15 protein-coding genes and 1 pseudogene are annotated in these 16,395 nt (G+C 71.6%); 3 read left to right on the top strand and 13 right to left on the bottom strand.

Annotated features, from left to right (window positions below; genetic code table 11):
* The 7 genes and pseudogenes from QR78_RS36335 to QR78_RS29665 all read right to left on the bottom strand — a co-directional run.
* Positions 1-287: pseudogene (locus QR78_RS36335) on the bottom strand (hypothetical protein); the annotation flags it as partial.
* 334 nt (positions 288-621) lie between these two features.
* A complete protein-coding gene (locus QR78_RS29685; protein ID WP_048431221.1) occupies positions 622-1,092 on the bottom strand; it encodes a CsbD family protein in 471 nt (156 codons plus the stop codon).
* An 83-nt stretch (positions 1,093-1,175) separates the two neighbouring features.
* Entirely contained in the window at positions 1,176-1,379 is a 204-nt protein-coding gene (locus QR78_RS29680) for a CsbD family protein (protein ID WP_048431220.1), read from the bottom strand.
* Between the two features lie 65 nt (positions 1,380-1,444).
* Entirely contained in the window at positions 1,445-2,359 is a 915-nt protein-coding gene (locus tag QR78_RS29675) for a hypothetical protein (RefSeq protein ID WP_048431219.1), read from the bottom strand.
* 119 nt (positions 2,360-2,478) lie between these two features.
* Entirely contained in the window at positions 2,479-2,880 is a 402-nt protein-coding gene (locus QR78_RS29670) for a CsbD family protein (protein ID WP_048431218.1), read from the bottom strand.
* Between the two features lie 69 nt (positions 2,881-2,949).
* Complete coding sequence (locus QR78_RS33405; protein WP_082172007.1) at positions 2,950-3,108, bottom strand: CsbD family protein; 159 nt, start codon at positions 3,106-3,108, stop codon at positions 2,950-2,952.
* 98 nt (positions 3,109-3,206) lie between these two features.
* Positions 3,207-4,667 (bottom strand): helix-turn-helix transcriptional regulator, encoded by a 1,461-nt coding sequence (locus QR78_RS29665; protein ID WP_048431217.1) that lies wholly within the window; start codon positions 4,665-4,667, stop codon positions 3,207-3,209.
* Between the two features lie 279 nt (positions 4,668-4,946).
* Between QR78_RS29665 and QR78_RS29660 the strand changes: the two genes are divergently transcribed.
* Both QR78_RS29660 and QR78_RS29655 read left to right on the top strand, forming a co-directional pair.
* Positions 4,947-5,660 carry a sigma-70 family RNA polymerase sigma factor gene (locus QR78_RS29660; protein WP_244276533.1) on the top strand — a complete coding sequence of 238 codons (714 nt, stop codon included), beginning with the start codon at positions 4,947-4,949 and terminating at the stop codon, positions 5,658-5,660.
* A 142-nt stretch (positions 5,661-5,802) separates the two neighbouring features.
* Positions 5,803-6,177: a hypothetical protein gene (locus QR78_RS29655; protein ID WP_048431216.1), complete on the top strand. Its 375-nt coding sequence runs from the start codon at positions 5,803-5,805 to the stop codon at positions 6,175-6,177.
* A 7-nt stretch (positions 6,178-6,184) separates the two neighbouring features.
* Here QR78_RS29655 and QR78_RS29650 read toward each other — a convergent pair whose 3' ends face one another.
* The 5 genes from QR78_RS29650 to QR78_RS29630 form a co-directional block, all read right to left on the bottom strand.
* Entirely contained in the window at positions 6,185-8,620 is a 2,436-nt protein-coding gene (locus QR78_RS29650; protein ID WP_048431215.1) for a PAS domain-containing protein, read from the bottom strand.
* Positions 8,621-8,789: 169 nt separating this feature from the next.
* Positions 8,790-9,548, bottom strand: a complete 759-nt coding sequence (locus QR78_RS29645) for a Crp/Fnr family transcriptional regulator (RefSeq protein ID WP_048431214.1) — start codon at positions 9,546-9,548, stop codon at positions 8,790-8,792.
* 778 nt (positions 9,549-10,326) lie between these two features.
* A complete protein-coding gene (locus tag QR78_RS29640) occupies positions 10,327-11,127 on the bottom strand; it encodes a NepR family anti-sigma factor (RefSeq protein ID WP_082172005.1) in 801 nt (266 codons plus the stop codon).
* A gap of 182 nt (positions 11,128-11,309) precedes the next feature.
* A complete protein-coding gene (locus QR78_RS29635) occupies positions 11,310-11,681 on the bottom strand; it encodes a CsbD family protein (protein WP_048431223.1) in 372 nt (123 codons plus the stop codon).
* A gap of 133 nt (positions 11,682-11,814) precedes the next feature.
* Positions 11,815-12,018, bottom strand: a complete 204-nt coding sequence (locus tag QR78_RS29630) for a CsbD family protein (RefSeq protein ID WP_048431213.1) — start codon at positions 12,016-12,018, stop codon at positions 11,815-11,817.
* Positions 12,019-12,187: 169 nt separating this feature from the next.
* On the opposite strand from QR78_RS29630, the gene QR78_RS29625 reads away from it, so the two are divergent.
* A complete protein-coding gene (locus QR78_RS29625; protein WP_048431212.1) occupies positions 12,188-13,450 on the top strand; it encodes an Hsp70 family protein in 1,263 nt (420 codons plus the stop codon).
* 13 nt (positions 13,451-13,463) lie between these two features.
* On the opposite strand, the gene putA is transcribed toward QR78_RS29625, so the two are convergent.
* The coding region (gene putA / locus QR78_RS29620) for a bifunctional proline dehydrogenase/L-glutamate gamma-semialdehyde dehydrogenase PutA (RefSeq protein WP_048431211.1) at positions 13,464-16,395 on the bottom strand (2,932 nt) is incomplete at its 5' end.

Below are 16,395 nucleotides of genomic sequence, written 5' to 3'. Positions count from 1 at the left end.
CCGATGATCGCCCCGGCGGCGAGGCCCGCGACACCGGCCCCGACCGCCGCGCCGACGCCCGGGCCGCGGCGGTAGCCGTAGCCGCGACGAACACCGTAGCCCCGGCGGTAGCCGTGGTGCCGGCCGAAGCGGCGGTACTGCGAGAACTCCGTCGGAAGCTCGCTGCGGGCGAGGGCCGCGGCGGCGGCACCGGACCCAGCCGACTCTGCCGAGACGGGCTCTGCCGAGACGGGGCCGCCGACGAGGAGGGCCGCGAGGGTCGCGGCGGCAACGAGGAGACGCGTCATGGGCCTGCCGAATTCCCTGTCGTGATCGTGCCGTTTCCCAATCGATCGATGCGACCGTCTCAGTACGTCCGGCCGTGCCGAGGGCGGGCGCTACGGCGGTTGAAGTGGGCGATCAGCTTCGGCAGGACGAACAGCATGAAGATCTTGCGGAGCATGACTGACTTCCTTGTTGCAAGGGTGCTTCGATGTCGTCAAACGTTTGTCGTCGGGAAAAGATCCTGAAATAATCGCCGCGTGGTGTTGGACTGAACTGGCGATCGCGTTCGTGTTCCTGTCCTCGCCGGGGTGAGGGCGCACCGGCGAGGATACTGTCGGGCGCGTGTCGCCCGGGGCCTCAATGCTTGCGGCGGATCAGCCAGCCCGCCGCGAAGGCGAGGGCGGCGATGCCCAGCACCGTGTTGGTGCGGTGCCCGTCCGCGTAGGCGAGGGCCTGGCGGCCGTAGGTCTCGCCGCGGCGGCGCGCCTCCCGGGCGGCGTGGCGCCCATCGTTGATCACGCGGTCGGCGTGTCCGCGGGCGGAATCGGTGAAGTCCCGGGCCGTGTCGGCGACATCCTCGGCGTAGTCTCGGGTCGTGCCGGCCAGATGCTCGGCCCGGTCGCGGGCGGCCTCGGCGAGATGGCGACCGTCGTCGATGAGGTCCTCGGCCCGGTCGCGGGCGCGGCCATAGGCGTATTGCGCGCCGCCGGCCACCTGGTTGGCGGCGCCGCGGACCTGCTGGGCCGGGTCGCCCGTGAGGCCGCCGAGGGCGGTCTGGGCGCGGCCCTTCAGGTGACGGGACGCGCCACGGATCTGATCGCGGTTCATGCTGTCCTCCTGAGTCTCGGAAAGATGGATCGCGACGGGCCGGGCCCGCCGCGGAGGGTTACGTCTCGGTGTTACCTGCGGCGTTACTTGCGGCCGAGCAGGCTGTCGGCGGCGTGCTTCACGCCGTCCTTGGCCTCGCCGACGGTGCGCTGGGCCTCGCCCTTGAGCTCCTGGGCCTTGCCCTCGACCACGAGGTTGTCGTTGCCGGTCACCTTGCCGACACCTTGCTTGACGTTGCCGACGGCCTCGTTGGCCAGGCCCTTGAGCTTGTCGGTGGTGCTGCTCATCGAACTCTCTCCGTCATGAGGGGGATGGAGGGCTCCCGCCGCGGGGGCGGGAGCCGACGCCGGCGTCAGACGCGGCGGGTGGTGTCGTAGGCGCCGACCAGCTTCGGGGCGCCGAGGCGGCCGCCGAAGAAGGCGGCGGCGGCGCCGAGCAGCAGCGCGATGGCGGCGTAGAAGGCGCCCTGGGTGGCGGCCGACTTCGCGGTCACGGCCGCGGCCTCGGCCTTCTGCTTGGCGGTGGCGACCGCCTGGTCGTACTGCTTCTCGTAGTCCTGGACCTGCTGGCGGGCCTGGTCGACCGGGATGTTCTGCGCCTTGGCGAGGGCGTCCGCGGCGCGGGTCTCGGCCTGCTGCTTCTGCGAGGCGTCGCCGGTGATCAGGGCGCGCACCGCCGCGACGGCGGCGTCACGGGCGGCCTGCGGGTCCTGGCCGGCGGCCTGCTGGCGCACCTTGTCCTCGATGCCCTCGAGCGGGTTCTGGATCTTCGACAGCGACGGGGCCGCGGCCTGGGCGGCGGTCTGCACCGTGCCGCCCACGAGGTTGCCGGCGCCGCCGAGCGCGCTCGAGACCGTGCTGAGCGTGCCGCCGACGAGGCCGCTGGCCGCCGAGGTCACGAGATAGATCACCACCAGGGTCGTCACCGCCCAGGAGACGAGGCCGTGCAGGGCGGCCGCGCCCGGCAGCGGCTTGCCGGAGAGCCGGCCCGCGATCGCGCCGCCGACGAGCGAGGCGACGATGCCCGACACCACGAACCACAGGCCCGCGCCGGTCGACAGGGTCGAGGCGGCCGGGTTGTCGCTGGCGTTCACGCCCACCGACGACAGGCCGATGCCGACGCCGACGAGGTTCAGGATCACCTGCGTCACGAGCGCGGTGACGGCGCCGGCGAAGATGGCGCCCCACGACACCTGGTTGAGCAGGACCGCGCGGGTATCGGCCTGGGCGGCGGTCGCGAGGGGGGAAACGGGGGTCTGGATGGTCACGTGGTTACTCCGGGTCGTTCATGCATCGATGGGTCGGGGCGGCCCCGGGGCCGCGGCGCTCTCCCGCGCCGGGTTCCCGAGGTCGTCGATGTCCGGCCGCGACGCGGTCGGTCGCGCGATCAGTCGCGGTTGGCGCTCACGAGGAGGCCGAGGCCGAAGCCGACGAGGCCGGCGATCACCAGCGAGGCGACCGGGTATTCGGCGACCTGATGGCCGACCTGGCGGGTGCCGCGGCGCAGGGCCTGGCTGCCGCGCTCGTAGGCGTCCTCGGCGTAGTCGCGGGCCTCGTCGGCATAGCCGCGGGCGTCGTGGGCGAAGTCCTGGGCATAGTCCTGCGCCCGGTCGGCGGCCTGGCGCACGCCGTCCTTGGCCTGGCCGTAGGCGTTCTCGGCCGCGCCCTGCGCCTCGCGGAACCGGCCCTCGGCCGAGTCGCGGTGCGAGCCGGTCAGGTCGCCGACGGCGCCCTGGATCTTGCCGCCGAGCTCGCGGGCGGCGCCGGTGATGCGATCCGTGTCAACCATCTGGATTCTCCTGGTAACGGGGTGAAAGGGACGGCGACCCGATCGGGGCCGCCGGATGACCTCGTGTCGTCAGTCGCGGCGCGGTGCGGTCTCCCCGGGGGAGCGTCCGTCGTCCTTCTGACGTCGGCCCTCGGTCTCGACCCGGACGTCGCCGGTGATCTTGCCGATGGCCTCCTTCACCGAGCCCTTGACCTGCTCGGTGGAAGTGGGTGTCGCGCGCTTGGTCATGAGCAACTCCGTGACGACTGAGAGAAAACTCCGACCGGCTTGCAGATGTGCCCTCCCGGCGCGCGTTCAATGGTAGAAAAATACTGGTATGTTGAGCATCAGCTACCAGAGGCCTGGAGCGGGAAGCCGTGCGCGCGGCCCCACAGGATCACCTCGGTGCGCCGGTGCACGCCGAGCTTGCGGTAGAGCGCGGCACCGTGGTTGCGCACGGTGTTGCGCGACAGGCCGAGCTTGCGGGCGATGGCGTCGTCGTCGAGGCCCGAGCAGATCAGGTTGAGGATCTGCCGCTCGCGAAGGGTCAGGTCCGGCACCGCGGCCCCGGGGGCCTCGCGCCCCGGCCGGCGCAGGTTCGCCAGCTTCTCGATCAGGCCGCGGCTGAACCACGAGGTGTCCGCCATCACCGTCTCGATCGCGTCGAACAGTTCGCGCTCGGTGTGCTTGCGCTCGGTGATGTCCTGCAGGACCATCAGGACGAATTCCTCGTCGCCGATGACGACGCGTTCGGCCGAGACCAGGCAGTCGAGGTCGGTCCCGCTCTCGTGGCGCAGGCAGACCTCGAGGCCGAGCACGTAGCCGGTGCGGGCGAGCACGTCCTCGAAGCGGCGGCGCTGCTCGTCCGAGACCCAGAGCCCGAACTCGCCCGGGGCCCGCCCCACCACCCTGTCCTCGCCGAAGCCGAACACCCGCCCGAAGGCCTCGTTGATGCTGGTGATCTGGAACGCCGCGGCGCGGGCGAGCAGCGTCGGGACGGGAGTGAGGCGAAAGGCCTTGGCGAAGCGCTCCTCGCTCTGACGCAGGGCCGTCTCGGCCTTCCGCCGCAATTCGAGGTCGGCGAAGGTGAACAGCATGCAGGGCTCGTCGCCCATCTCCATCGGCTGGCCGGCGACGATGACGAAGCGGCCGCCACCGTCGGGCAGCTCCAGTCGCGCCTCCATCTGCGGGATCGTGCCGCCCTGGTTCAGCCGCGACACCGCGAGATCGCGGTTGCGGGCATTGGCCAGCACGTCGACCTCGTAGACGCTGCGGCCGATCACGGCGTCGCGGGTGTAGCCGGTCATCTCCAGGAAGCCGGCATTGACCTTGACGTGGCGCAGGTCCGAGAGCCGCGTGATCACGGCCGGGGCCGGATTGGCGTTGAAGGTGCGCTCGAAGCGCTCCTCGGCCTCGAACTGGTCCGAGACGTCCTTGAGGATCAGGGCCAGGCAGCTCGGCTTGCCCTCCCGGTCGGTGGCGACGAGGCTGCGCAGGGAATGCACGAAGCCGACATCGGGCCTGTCGGTGCGCGTCACCTCCACCACGACGTCGTGGAAGCGCTCGCCGGCCACGACCCGCTCGATCGGGTAGTTCTCCGGCGCGCGGTTGTTGCGGTAGCGCAGGGCGAAGCGCTCGCGGTAGGCGTCGACCGTCGGGCCGATCTCGTCCAGGCTCTCGGCGCCGTGCATCGCCAGCGCGGCCTCGTTGGCGTAGGCGATGGTCTGGTCGGGCTCGACCAGGATCACTCCCTCGCTGAGGCCGGCGATGATCTGCCGGAGTTCGTGCCTGTCGACGCCTGGGGTCACGGCTCGTGCGGTCCTTTCGTGCCGTCGGACCGCCCCTCGGCGGTCCTCTCGCTCGCCTCTCGGGCAGCGGAGCACAAACGGATCGCGCGCCATCGGGTTCCCGGGCAGGCACGGGTTTCACCGGTAGATTCGTATCATTGACGTAATTGCCGGCGACCAGAAATAAATCCTGTCATCGCCTGCACCCCGCACTGCCCCACGGGACTAGACCGTTGGGTCGAGTGGTCTAGTCCGGCGAGACGAGCGTTCGACGGGATCTCGACGGTGGGAACAGACGACGTGACGCGCGAACCGGACGGGACGCCGGACGGCACCATCGCCCTGATGCAGTCGCACCTGGGCCGACAGCTGCGGCAGTACTACCCGGAGGTCGTCGAGATCAGCGGGGGATCGCGCCTCGGCGAGGTCCTGGCACGTCTGACGCTCGCTCTCGCGAGGGCCGAAGCCGGACGCGAGGTGCCGGCCTCGTTCGGGGCGGAACTCCTCGGCGCGGTGCCGCGGCTGCGGCGCTACGCCCTTTCGCTCGCCCCGCGCGGGGCCGATGCGGACGACCTCGTGCAGCAGACCCTGCTCAAGGCCTGGGAGCACCGGCGCCAGTTCGTCCCCGGCACCAGCATGCCGGCCTGGCTGTTCACGATCCTGCGCAACGGCTTCTTCAACGGCCGCCGGCGGCACCGCCGCGAAGTGGCCGATCCCGATGGAATCCACGCCGCCGCCCTCGTCAGCGAGGCGGTGCAGGAGCACCGGGCCTCCCTGCGCGACCTGCAGGACGCCCTCGACCGTCTCGAGCCGGGCCATCGCGAGGCGCTGCTCCTCGTCGGGGTCGAGGGTTTGACCTACGAGGCCGCTGCCGTGGTCCTCGGCTGTCCCGCCGGTACCGTGAAGAGCCGCGTCAGCCGTGCCCGCGACCGGCTCGCGCGGGATCTCGGCCAGGGTCCCAGCCAGGGTCCCGGACAGAATCTCGGCCAGCATCCAGATGCCGGCCACCGGTAGGGGCAAGGCCCGATGGAATGCCCCAACCCGCACCGACTTCGGGCGTTCCTGCCGTCCCACCTCGCTTCCCGGGGCATCCGGTTCGACCCGCGGCCCATCCCCGAGGCCGCCTGCATCCGGGCACCGGCCCCAAGAGGAGACCATGACCTCATCCCGCTTTCCGATTCTTCTGCCCGCCGTGTGCCTCGTCCTCGCCGGCCCGGCCTCGGCCGCTCCGTCGGCGAACCGCTTCGACGGCGCCTGGTCCGTCGTCGCCACCGCCGAGACGGGGACCTGCACCGGTCCCTACCGCTACCCGATCGTCATCCGGGACGGCGTCGTCGACGATGCCGGGGGCAACGGGGTCAACGCCTCCGGGCGGGCCGGCGCCGACGGCCGCATCACCGGCACGATCCGCAGCGGGCTCGCCACCGTCTCGGTCACCGGCCGCCTGCGCGGCGCCGCCGGCCAGGGGCGCTGGAGCCTCGCGGGGATCAGCCCGTGCGCGGGACGCTGGACCGCCCGCCGCACCGGGTGAGGGCGCGTCAGCCCTCCGCGCGCCGCGCCCGCTCCCGTCCGGCCTCGATGATCGAGCGGATGCGGGCGGCCATCACCTCCACGGCGAAGGGCTTGGTCAGCACGCTCATGCCGGGGGCGAGCGTCCCGGTGCCGAGGATGGCGGTCTCGGCGTAGCCGGTGATCAGCAGCACCGTCAGGTCCGGCCGGGTCTCCCGCGCGGCTTCCGCCATCTGGCGGCCGTTCATGCCGCCGGGCAGGCCGACATCGGTGACGAGCAGGTCGATGCGCACGTCCGAGCGCAGGACCTTGAGGCCGGCCGCGCTGTCGGCCGCCTCGATCGCCGTGTAGCCGAGATCCTCCAGGATGTCGGTGACCAGCATCCGCACCGTCGGCTCGTCGTCGACGACGAGCACGGTCTCGCCCTCGGCCGCCCGGGGCAGCTCCGCCGAAGCCGCCGTCTCGGCCTCGCTCGGGGCCGGGCCGTCGTGGCGCGGCAGGTACAGGCTCACGGTCGTGCCTTCGCCGACCGTGGAGGCGATGCGGACCTGCCCGCCCGATTGCTGGGCGAATCCGTAGATCATCGACAGGCCGAGGCCCGTCCCCTCGCCGATCGGCTTCGTGGTGAAGAACGGCTCGAACACCCGGGCGATCACCTCCGGCGCCATGCCGGTGCCGGTATCGGTGACGGAAAGGGCCAGGTACTCGCCCTCCGGGAGGTCGTGCCGGCGCGCCGCCTGCGCGTCCATCACCCGGTTGCCGGTCTCGACCGTGATCCGGCCGCCGTCCGGCATCGCGTCGCGGGCGTTGAGGCAGAGGTTGAGGAGCGCGTTCTCGAGCTGCGAGGGATCGACCAGCGCCGGCCAGTCGCCGCGCGCCGCCACGTCGAGGGCGATGCTCGGGCCGACGGTGCGGCGGATCAGCTCCTCCATGCCGGCGACGAGGCGGTTGACGTCGGTCGGGCGCGGGTCGAGCGTCTGGCGCCGCGAGAAGGCGAGGAGCCGGTGGGTCAGCGCCGCGGCGCGCTTGGCCGCCCCTTGCGCCGCCGCCATGTAGCGCTCGACATCCTTGAACCGACCCTGCTGCAGGCGCGTCTGCATCAGTTCGAGGGAGCCCGAGATGCCGGCGAGCAGGTTGTTGAAGTCGTGGGCGAGGCCGCCGGTGAGCTGGCCCACCGCCTCCATCTTCTGCGACTGGCGCAGCGCCTCCTGGGTCGCCGCCAGCTCGGATTCGGCCCGCAGCCGGTCGGAGATGTCGCGGGCATGGTGGAAGGCGCCGATCACCCGTCCTTCGCCGTCGCGCAGGGGCGAGTAGGTGACCTCCCAGGCCGGCTTGGCGAGGCCCGGATCGCCGAACTCCTCGGTCACCGTGTAGCTCTCGCCGGCGAGCGCCCGGGTCATCAGGCCGCGCATCACCGGGGCCTGGTCCGGCGGAAACAGGTCGGGAAACACGTCGCCGATCCGCACGCGGATGCCGAAGATCCGGTGGAACTCGTCGCTATGGGCCTGGTTGAAAGCGATCAGCCGGTAGCTCGTGTCGAAGGCGCAGATCGGTGCGGCGCTCGACTGGATGATGTCGCCGTAGAGCCGTAGCTCCGCCGTCCGGTCGGCGACCTGGCGGCCGAGGGACGCGGTGAGGTCGCGCGAGGCAGCCTCCTGCCGCTTGCGCTCGGTGATGTCGGTGGCCGCGCCGTACCACTCGGTGATCCGGCCGTCGGCGTCCAGCACGGGCACGGCGCGCGACGAGGCCCAGCCGACCGAGCCGTCGGCGAGATGGACCCGGTGCTCCAGGCTGTAGGAGGTCTTGGTGCGGATCGCGCGCTCGATCTCGGCGCGCACCGCCTCTCGGTCCTCGGGCGGGATGTAGGTCTCGATCCAGTCGGTGCTCGCCGAGGTCGTGTCGGACAGGAAGTCCCCGCCCGAGAGCTGGAACAGCCGGCTCCAGTCGGCGCTGATCCGGTAGCGGACCTCGGACGAGGAGCGCACCAGGGCATCCAGCATCTGCTCGCGCCGGCGCAGGGCCTCGCCGAGGTTGTGCAGGTGCTCGCGCTCCAGCGTGACGTCGAATTGCGAGGCGAAGAAGTAGGTCAGCTCGCCGTCCGGGCCGAAGACCGGCGAGATCAGGAGGCGGTTCCAGAACCGCTCGCCGTTCTTCTTGTGGTTCAGGAGATCGATCTCGATCGCCACGCGGCGCTCGACGGCATCGCGAATCTTCTCGACGTCGGCGCGGTCGGTCTCCGGCCCCTGCAGGAAGCGGCAGTTGCGCCCGAGGATCTCGTCGCGGCCGTACCCGGTCAGCTTGGAGAAGGCGGCGTTGACGAAGATGATCGGGTTGTCGGGCTGGTGCGGATCGGTGATCAGCATCGGCATCCGCGTCGCGCGCACGGCGGCGGCGAACGGATCGTGGCTCGGGGCCGACCGGCCGATCTCGGCGTCGATGCGGTCGGTTTCGCGGCGGTCAGTCACTGGCTCCGTCGCCTCCTTCCGCGACCCTCGGCGGCGGGTCTCATAGCACCCGCGGCCGCCCGCGCCATAGCACGGCCGCGCGCGTGCCCATCCCGCGCCGCCGGCCGGGCATTCCCGGGGTCGATCCCGCCGCCTGAGGTCGTTGAAACCGGAGCGCGCCGGTCCGGCGCTATTTCTCCCGGGCCGTCGGGTCGACCGCCACGATGCCGCGGCCCTCGGCGTAGACCGCCCCGAGGACGGTGCGGAAATGGTTCCGCACCCGGCCGTAGCATTCGCAGGCCGCATGCTCCGCCTGGGCGCGGTCCAGGATGGTGATCTGGCCGCGGCGCACCGAGATCAGGCCGCGGCGCTGCAGTGCCCCGATCACCCCGGTGAGATAGGTGCGGCGCACGCCGAGCATCTCGGCCAGCATCTCCTGCGTCACCGGCAGGACCGGCGTCCCGAGCCGGTCCTGGAAAGTCAGGAGCCAGCGCAGGCAGCGCTCCTCGATCGGGTGCACGGCGTTGCAGGCCACCGATTGCAGCACCTGGGCGAGCAGACAATCGGCGTAGCGGACGAACAGGTCGCGCAGGACCGGGGACGAGGCCCTGGCCCGGGTCAGCCGCTCGGCGTCGAGGCGCATCACGTCGCCCGCGACCTGCACGATGGCCTCGCTGAAAGCCGGCAGGTAGCCGTTGCTGACGACGCCGCCGACCGCCCCTTCGTGGCCCACCGTCGCGGTCTCGATCATGCGGCCGTCGCTCATGCGCGAGACCAGCGTCACGGTCGTCTGGTTCAGCGGGAAGGTGACGTGCGAGACATCCTCCCCGGCGCGAAACAGCACGGCCCCACGGCCGCGATGTCCGCGCTCGAGATAGGGCGCCAGCAGGGCGCGATCCGCCGTGTCGAGGGCTTCCAGCAGCAGATTGCCCTCGAAGAGACCGGCCACGAGGGCTCGTGAGTCATCCGGCGCATTCAACGTCGTCGTCTCCGGAAATCAGGCACCCGCCTCGCGGGCCGGCCGGAGGATGTTGGATCGCCGAAAAAACAGCGACCGTTGCCCTGCGCTCGCGCATCGCGCATCCCCGCGACCGAAGCGAGACCATCCATAAACTAACGCCAGGACAGCATCTTGTCTGTCGTATTTCGAACGCTTCCAGACCGATTCCGGCCTATCTCGGATAGCCGAGCGTGTGAGTTCAGCAGCCAAGACATACTGTGGTACACTATTTTTAAGTTCATTGAAAAAGCATTAGGCGACAATCGTCACTATTATGTTCTATGATAATACAGAAAATATATTATATATATTACAAATTTAAAGAACTAATCGACTCATCCCACGCATTATAAAGAAGGTATTTTCTTTAGTAATATCATCTTGAGACATTTAAACGACAGTCTGGCATACGGTTTTGGGCGGAAAATGGCGCATCGATCGAGGATTCATGGCGATGACGCGGCATGACTGCGGGTTGCGCGGGTTGCCAAAGCAATCGTTCGATGACGGTCGCCCCTGCGTCAGGTCCCGGCGCTCTCTCGACTTTGTCGCTGAAACATCCCACCCGACCTTGCCCAGGGCGGTGGAATTAGCCTGAGGTTCGGGGCCGTGCCCGATCGAGGCGTGCAGGGGCGTTCGGCGACCGGGCGCGCGGCGTGACGTCGCCCCGGCGGCATCCGGCAGCGGGGCGACGTTCGAAATGCGGCTTGCGGCGGGTCGCGGGCGCTCAGCTGTCGAGCGCGACCGCGCCGGCATGCCCCATCACCGAGCGGGTGAGCCGGTCCGCCCCGAGCTCGCCGCCGGAATAGCCCAGCAGCTCCGCGAGCTTGTCGCGGGCGCGGCAGACCCGGCTCTTCACCGTGCCGACCTTGCACTGCATCAGCGCGGCCGCATCCTCGTAGGAGAGGTCGCCGACCGCGACCAGCATCAGGGCCTCGCGCTGCTCGGCGACCAGCTTGTTGAGGGCGGCCTGGAGGTCCTGCACGTCGAGGCGGTCGCCCTGGTTGGGCGCCGAGGTCAGGCGCGCCGAATAGGCGCCCTCGCTGTCCTCCACCTCGCGCGAGCGCTTGCGGTGCTCCGAGTAGAAGGCGTTGCGCATGATCGTGAACAGCCAGGCGCTGAGGTTGGTGCCGGCCTCGAACCGGTCGCGGTTCTGCCAGGCCTTCAGCATCGTGTCCTGGACGAGGTCGTCGGCCCTCGCCGGATTGGCGGTGAGCGTGAGGGCGAAGCGGCGCAGGGAGGGCGTCGCCGCGAGCAGATCCTCGCGGAACCGGTCCTTCTTCGGCGCCCCGAGGGCGGCGAGCGCCAACTCCAGGCGCCCGAGCAGGTCGGCGAAGGCGGCAGGCGCCGCCTCGACCTCGACGGCCGCGTAATGCGCGCGCAGCCGCTCGCCCAGATGCTCCTGAACCGATGCGGGCAGGACGGGCGCCGCGCCCCGGATCGGGGCCTCGATCGTCTCTCGGTTCGTGTTCTGGGCGGCATCGGCCGCGACGATCGTGGGCGGACCGGGGGGCGTGCTCTGGGTCATCGGGTCTTCGGCTGGCGCGGGGATCACGCCAAGCTAGAGCATAAGCACCCGGGAGGCGAGGGCGAAGCGGCCCTGCCGCGGTGCGATGCAACCGAAGCACCGCCGCGTTGCAGCGGCGGCACGCCGGAGGGACCAATCCGAAGAACGTCTCCCGGAGAACCTCTTCCGAAGAACGTCCGGGGTCAGCGGCGGCCCTTCAGCAGCCAGCCGGCGACGAAGGCGAGGCCGGCGACCGCGAGCAGCGTCTCGGTCGGGTGCGACTCGGCCCGGCGCAGGGCGGTGCGGCCGCGATGACGGGCCTCGCCATAGGCCGAGACGCCGCGGGCATAGGCGTCGCGCCCGCGCTTCTCGATCTCTCCGGCGAGCGCCGCGCCGTCATGCGTCAGTTCCTCGGCGACCCGGCGGCCGCGGCCATAGGCGTATTGGGCGCCGCCCACCACCTGGTTGAACGCCCCTTCCGCCTGCGGCCTGGCGCGGCCGGCGACGGCGCCGAGGGCGGTCTGGCCGCGCCCCTTGAGGTGGCGCAGGCCGCCTTCGATCTGGTCCCTGTTCATCACGGTCTCCATCGGGTTCGAGCACGGGAAACGGACGCGGGAAAAGAAAAGGCCGGCCTCCCGCCTGAGCTGCGAGGGGCCGGCCCGAACGTCCGCTGCGGTCGGGCCGGCGCGATGCCGGCCCTCGCGCGGATCAGAGCTTGCTCTTCACCGTGTCGGCGGCATTCTTGATGCCGTCCTTGACGTCGCCGGTGGTCTTCTGGGCCTCGCCCTTCAGCTCCTGGGCCTTGCCCTCGGCCTGCAGCTTCTCGTTGCCGGTCATGTTGCCGATGCCCTGCTTCACGTTGCCGACCGCCTCGTTGGCGAGACCCTTGATCTTGTCGGTGGTGCTGCTCATGGGAAGCTCCTCGGTTCGTGCAGTTCGTCGACTGCTCAGGCCTGATGAACCGCCGAGCCCACGCATTGTTCCGCTGCGACAGGACGACCGCGCGCCGCCCGGGCTGGACCGCGGCGGTGGAACCCGCTAGGTCGCGCGCCCTCCCTCCCGGCACCGTCAGAGATTCGGCATGAAGGCCTGCGGCCTCGATTTCGGCACCTCGAACACCACGCTCGGCCTCGTCGCCCCCGGCTCCGCCGGTAACGACGGGCTGGCGCTCGCGCGGCTGGAGGGCGAGGCGGTCACGATCCCGAGCGCGATCTTCTTCCCGCCCGCCGGCGAGGAGGCGATCGGCCGGGCCGCGATGACGGCCTATGTCGAAGGGACGCCCGGACGGCTGATGCGCAGCCTCAAGTCGGTGCTCGGCTCCTCGCTCCTGGAGGAGACCACCCTGGTCGGCCGCCGCCGGCTGTCGTTCCGGGCGGTGATCGCCCGCTACCTCGCCGCCGTGAAGGCGCGGGCGGAAGCCGAGGCCGGCGAGGCCCTCTGCCAAGTGGTGCACGGCCGGCCGGTCCACTTCGTCGACGGCGACCCGGAGGGCGACCGCCGGGCCGAGGACGCGCTCGCCGGCATCGCCCGGGAGGTCGGCTTCACCGAGGTGTCGTTCCAGTACGAGCCGATCGCCGCGGCGCTCGATTACGAGCGCGGCCTCGACCGGGAGGAGGTGGCGCTGATCGCCGATATCGGCGGCGGCACCTCGGACTTCTCGGTGGTGCGCTTGAGCCCCGAGCGGCACCGGGCGGTGGAGCGGGCCGGCGACATCCTGGCCAATGACGGCGTGCGGATCGGCGGCACCGATTTCGACCGCACCCTCAGCGTCGGCGAGGTGATGCCGCTGCTGGGCCTCGGGAGCCCGATGCGGCGCCCGGGCCTCGACGTGCCCTCGTCCTATTTCCACGATCTCGCCACCTGGTCGCAGATCAACCGGCTCTACGACGGCAAGACCCTGCGCGAGCTGCGCTCGCTGCGCCGCGACGTCGCCCGGCCGGACCTGCTCGACCGTCTCGCCGCGGTGATCGAGGCCGAGCGCGGCCACACCCTGGCGATGGAGATCGAGGACGCCAAGATCGCCCTGTCGGAGATCGACGAGGTCGCGCTGCCCCTCGGCTGGGTCGAGCCCGGCCTCGTCGCCGAGATCGGCCGCCCCGACCTCGCGCGCCACTCCGCCGACCTCGCCCGGCGCATCGGCGCCTGCATCACCCGCTGCCTGCGCGATGCCGGGGTGGAGCCGTCCGCCATCGACGCCCTGTTCCTGACCGGCGGCTCGACCCGCCTCGCCCCCGTCCGCGCCGCGATCCTGGCGGCGGCGCCCGGGGCCCGGGTGGTCGAGGGCGACACCTTCGGCTCGGTCGGCCTCGGGCTGACGGTCGAGGCGGCCCGGCGCTACGGCTGAGCCCCCGCGGCGCTCAGCCTTCCATGGCGATCAGTGCCGCGTCGCCGCCGGCCGCCGCGGTGTTGATCGTCACGGTCTGCTCGGTGGCGAAGCGCAAGAGATAATGCGGACCGCCGGCCTTCGGGCCGGTGCCCGACAGGCCGTGGCCGCCGAAGGGCTGCACGCCGACCACCGCGCCGATCATGTTGCGGTTGACGTAGACGTTGCCGGTGGAGAGCCGCGACACCACCCGCTCCACCGTGGCGTCGATGCGCGAATGCACGCCGAGCGTCAGGCCGTAGCCGCTGGCCTCGATCGCATCGAGCACCCGGTCGAGATCGGCCGCCTTGTAGCGGGCGACGTGCAGGATCGGCCCGAACACCTCCTCCGCCAGCGCCTCCGGACCGGCGATCTCGTAGATCTGCGGCGCCACGAAATGGCCCTCGCCCGGCACCTCGCCGACGTAATGGGCCCGGGCCGCGCGGCGCATCGCGGCGCCGTGGCGGTCGAGGCGGGCGCGGGCCTCCGCGTCGATGACCGGGCCGACATGGGTCGCGGGGTCGCGCGGATCGCCGAGGCGCAATTCGCGCGCGGCGCCCGCCACCATGCCGATCACCTTGTCGGCCACGTCCTCCTGCACCAGCAGCAGGCGGAGCGCCGAGCAGCGCTGGCCGGCGGAGCGGAAGGCGGAGGTCACCACGTCGTCGGCGACCTGCTCGGGCAGCGCGGTGGCGTCGACCAGCATCGCGTTGATGCCGCCGGTCTCGGCGATCAGCGGCACGATCGGCCCGTCCTTGGCGGCGAGCGCCCGGTTGATGTGGCGCGCGACCTCGGTCGAGCCGGTGAAGACCACGCCGGCCGCGTCGCGATGCGCCACGAGCGCCGCCCCGACCGCGCCGTCGCCCGGCACGAGGTGGAGGGCGCTTGCCGCGATGCCGGCCCGGTGCAGCAGGCGCACGGCCTCCGCGGCCACCAGCGGCGTCTGCTCGGCGGGTTTCGCCACCACGGCGTTGCCGGCCATCAGGGCCGCCGCGACCTGGCCGACGAAGATCGCGAGCGGAAAATTCCACGGCGAGATCGCCACGAACACGCCGCGGCCGCGCAAGGTCAGCCGGTTGCTCTCGCCGGTCGGGCCCGGCAGGGCCTGCGGCGCCCCGAAGAGCGTTCGCCCCTGTGCGGCGTAGTAGCGGCAGAAATCGACCGCCTCGCGCAGCTCCGCCACGGCGTCGTCGAGGGTCTTGCCGGCCTCGGCCTGGAGCAGGTGGATCAGCCGGCCGGTCGCGGCCTCCATCGCGTCGGCGGCCCGCTCCAGGGCCGCGGCGCGCCGCTCGGCCGGGACCCGGCCCCAGGCGGCCGCGCCCTTGCGGGCGGCCTGCATCGCGGCGGCCGCGGTCTCGGGCGAGCCCTCGGCGACGCGGCCGACGACCGTGCGGGCATCGCTCGGGCTCACCACGTCGCGCATCGTGCCGGGTTGCGTCGCGCCGTCGATCACCGGTGCCGCCTCGGCGGTTCCGCGGGCGGCGGCGACCGCGTCCGTCAGGCGCTCCAGGCTCGCCCGGTCGCCGAGCTCGAATCCGGCGGAGTTGACACGCTCCGGCGCGAATAGCGCGGCCGGGCGCCGTAGCTTCGCGTGGCGGGCCCTGTCCGGGTTGCCGACGCTCTCGGCCGGGCGGCGCAGCAGGGTCTCGACCGGCACCGCCGGGTCGGCGGCCTGCGAGACGAAGGACGAGTTGGCGCCGTTCTCGAGCAGGCGGCGCACCAGGTAGGCCAGCAGGTCGCGGTGACCGCCGACCGGCGCGTAGGTGCGGCAGGCCGCCCCCGGCACGGTGGCGAGCAGCCGGGCGTAGAGCGCCTCGCCCATGCCGTGCAGGCGCTGGAACTCGTAGGTGCCGGCCTCCGGACCCGCACGCTCGACGATGGCCGCGACGGTCAGCGCGTTGTGGGTGGCGAATTGTGGGAAGAGCCGCGGCCGATGGGCCAGCATCCGCTCGGCCGCCGCCAGGTAGCTGAGATCCGTCATGCTCTTGCGGGTGAAGACGGGGTAGTCGGGCAGGCCCCGTTCCTGCGCCCGCTTCACCTCGGTGTCCCAGTACGCGCCCTTGACGAGCCGCACCATCAGCCGCCGGTCGAGGCGGGCGGCGAGGTCGGCGACGTGGTCGATCACCTGCAGGCAGCGCTTCTGGTAGGCCTGGACCGCGAGGCCGAACCCGTCCCAGCCGGCGAGCGAGGCATCGCCCAGGACCGCCGCGATCACGTCGAGGGAAAGTTCGAGCCGGTCGGCCTCCTCGGCATCGACCGTGAAGTTGAGGTCGTAGCTCTTGGCCGCCTTGGCGAGGTCGAGGAGGACCGGCACCAGTTCCGCCATCACCCGGTCGCGGCCCACCGCCTCGTAGCGCGGATGGAGCGCCGAGAGCTTGACCGAGATGCCCGGCCGGTCGGGCAGCGCCCGGTTGCCGGCGGCCCGCCCGATCGCCTCGATGGCGGCGGCGTAGGACTCCTTGTAGGCCCGGGCATCCTCGGCGGTGCGGGCGCCCTCGCCCAGCATGTCGAAGGAGTAGCGGTAGAGCCGGCCCTGTCCGCTCGCCGAGCGCTTGAGCGCCGCCTCGATCGTCTCGCCGAGGACGAAATGCCCGCCCATCACCCGCATCGCCTGGCGGGCGGCCTGGCGCACGGCCGGAAGCCCCAGGCGCTTGGCGAGGCCGGCCAGGATGCCCTCTGGCGTGTCGCCGGGCTGGATGATCCGGGCCGAGAGGCCGAGCGCCCAGGCGGAGGAGCGCACCAGCAGGGCCTCCGAGCGGGTGGCGTGCTGCTCGAACCCGCCGAAGCGCAGCTTGTCCTCGATCAGCCGGTCGGCGGTGGCGGCGTCGGGCACCCGCAGCAGGGCCTCGGCCAGCACCATCAGGGCCAGCCCCTCCTTGGTCGAGAGCGAGTATTCGCGCAGCATCGCCTCGACGCCGCCACCGCCG

Source organism: Methylobacterium indicum, assembly GCF_001043895.1.
GTDB lineage: Bacteria > Pseudomonadota > Alphaproteobacteria > Rhizobiales > Beijerinckiaceae > Methylobacterium > Methylobacterium indicum.
The sequence above is the reverse complement of the archived record's forward strand: the minus strand, read 5'-3'. Positions and strand labels throughout refer to the sequence as shown.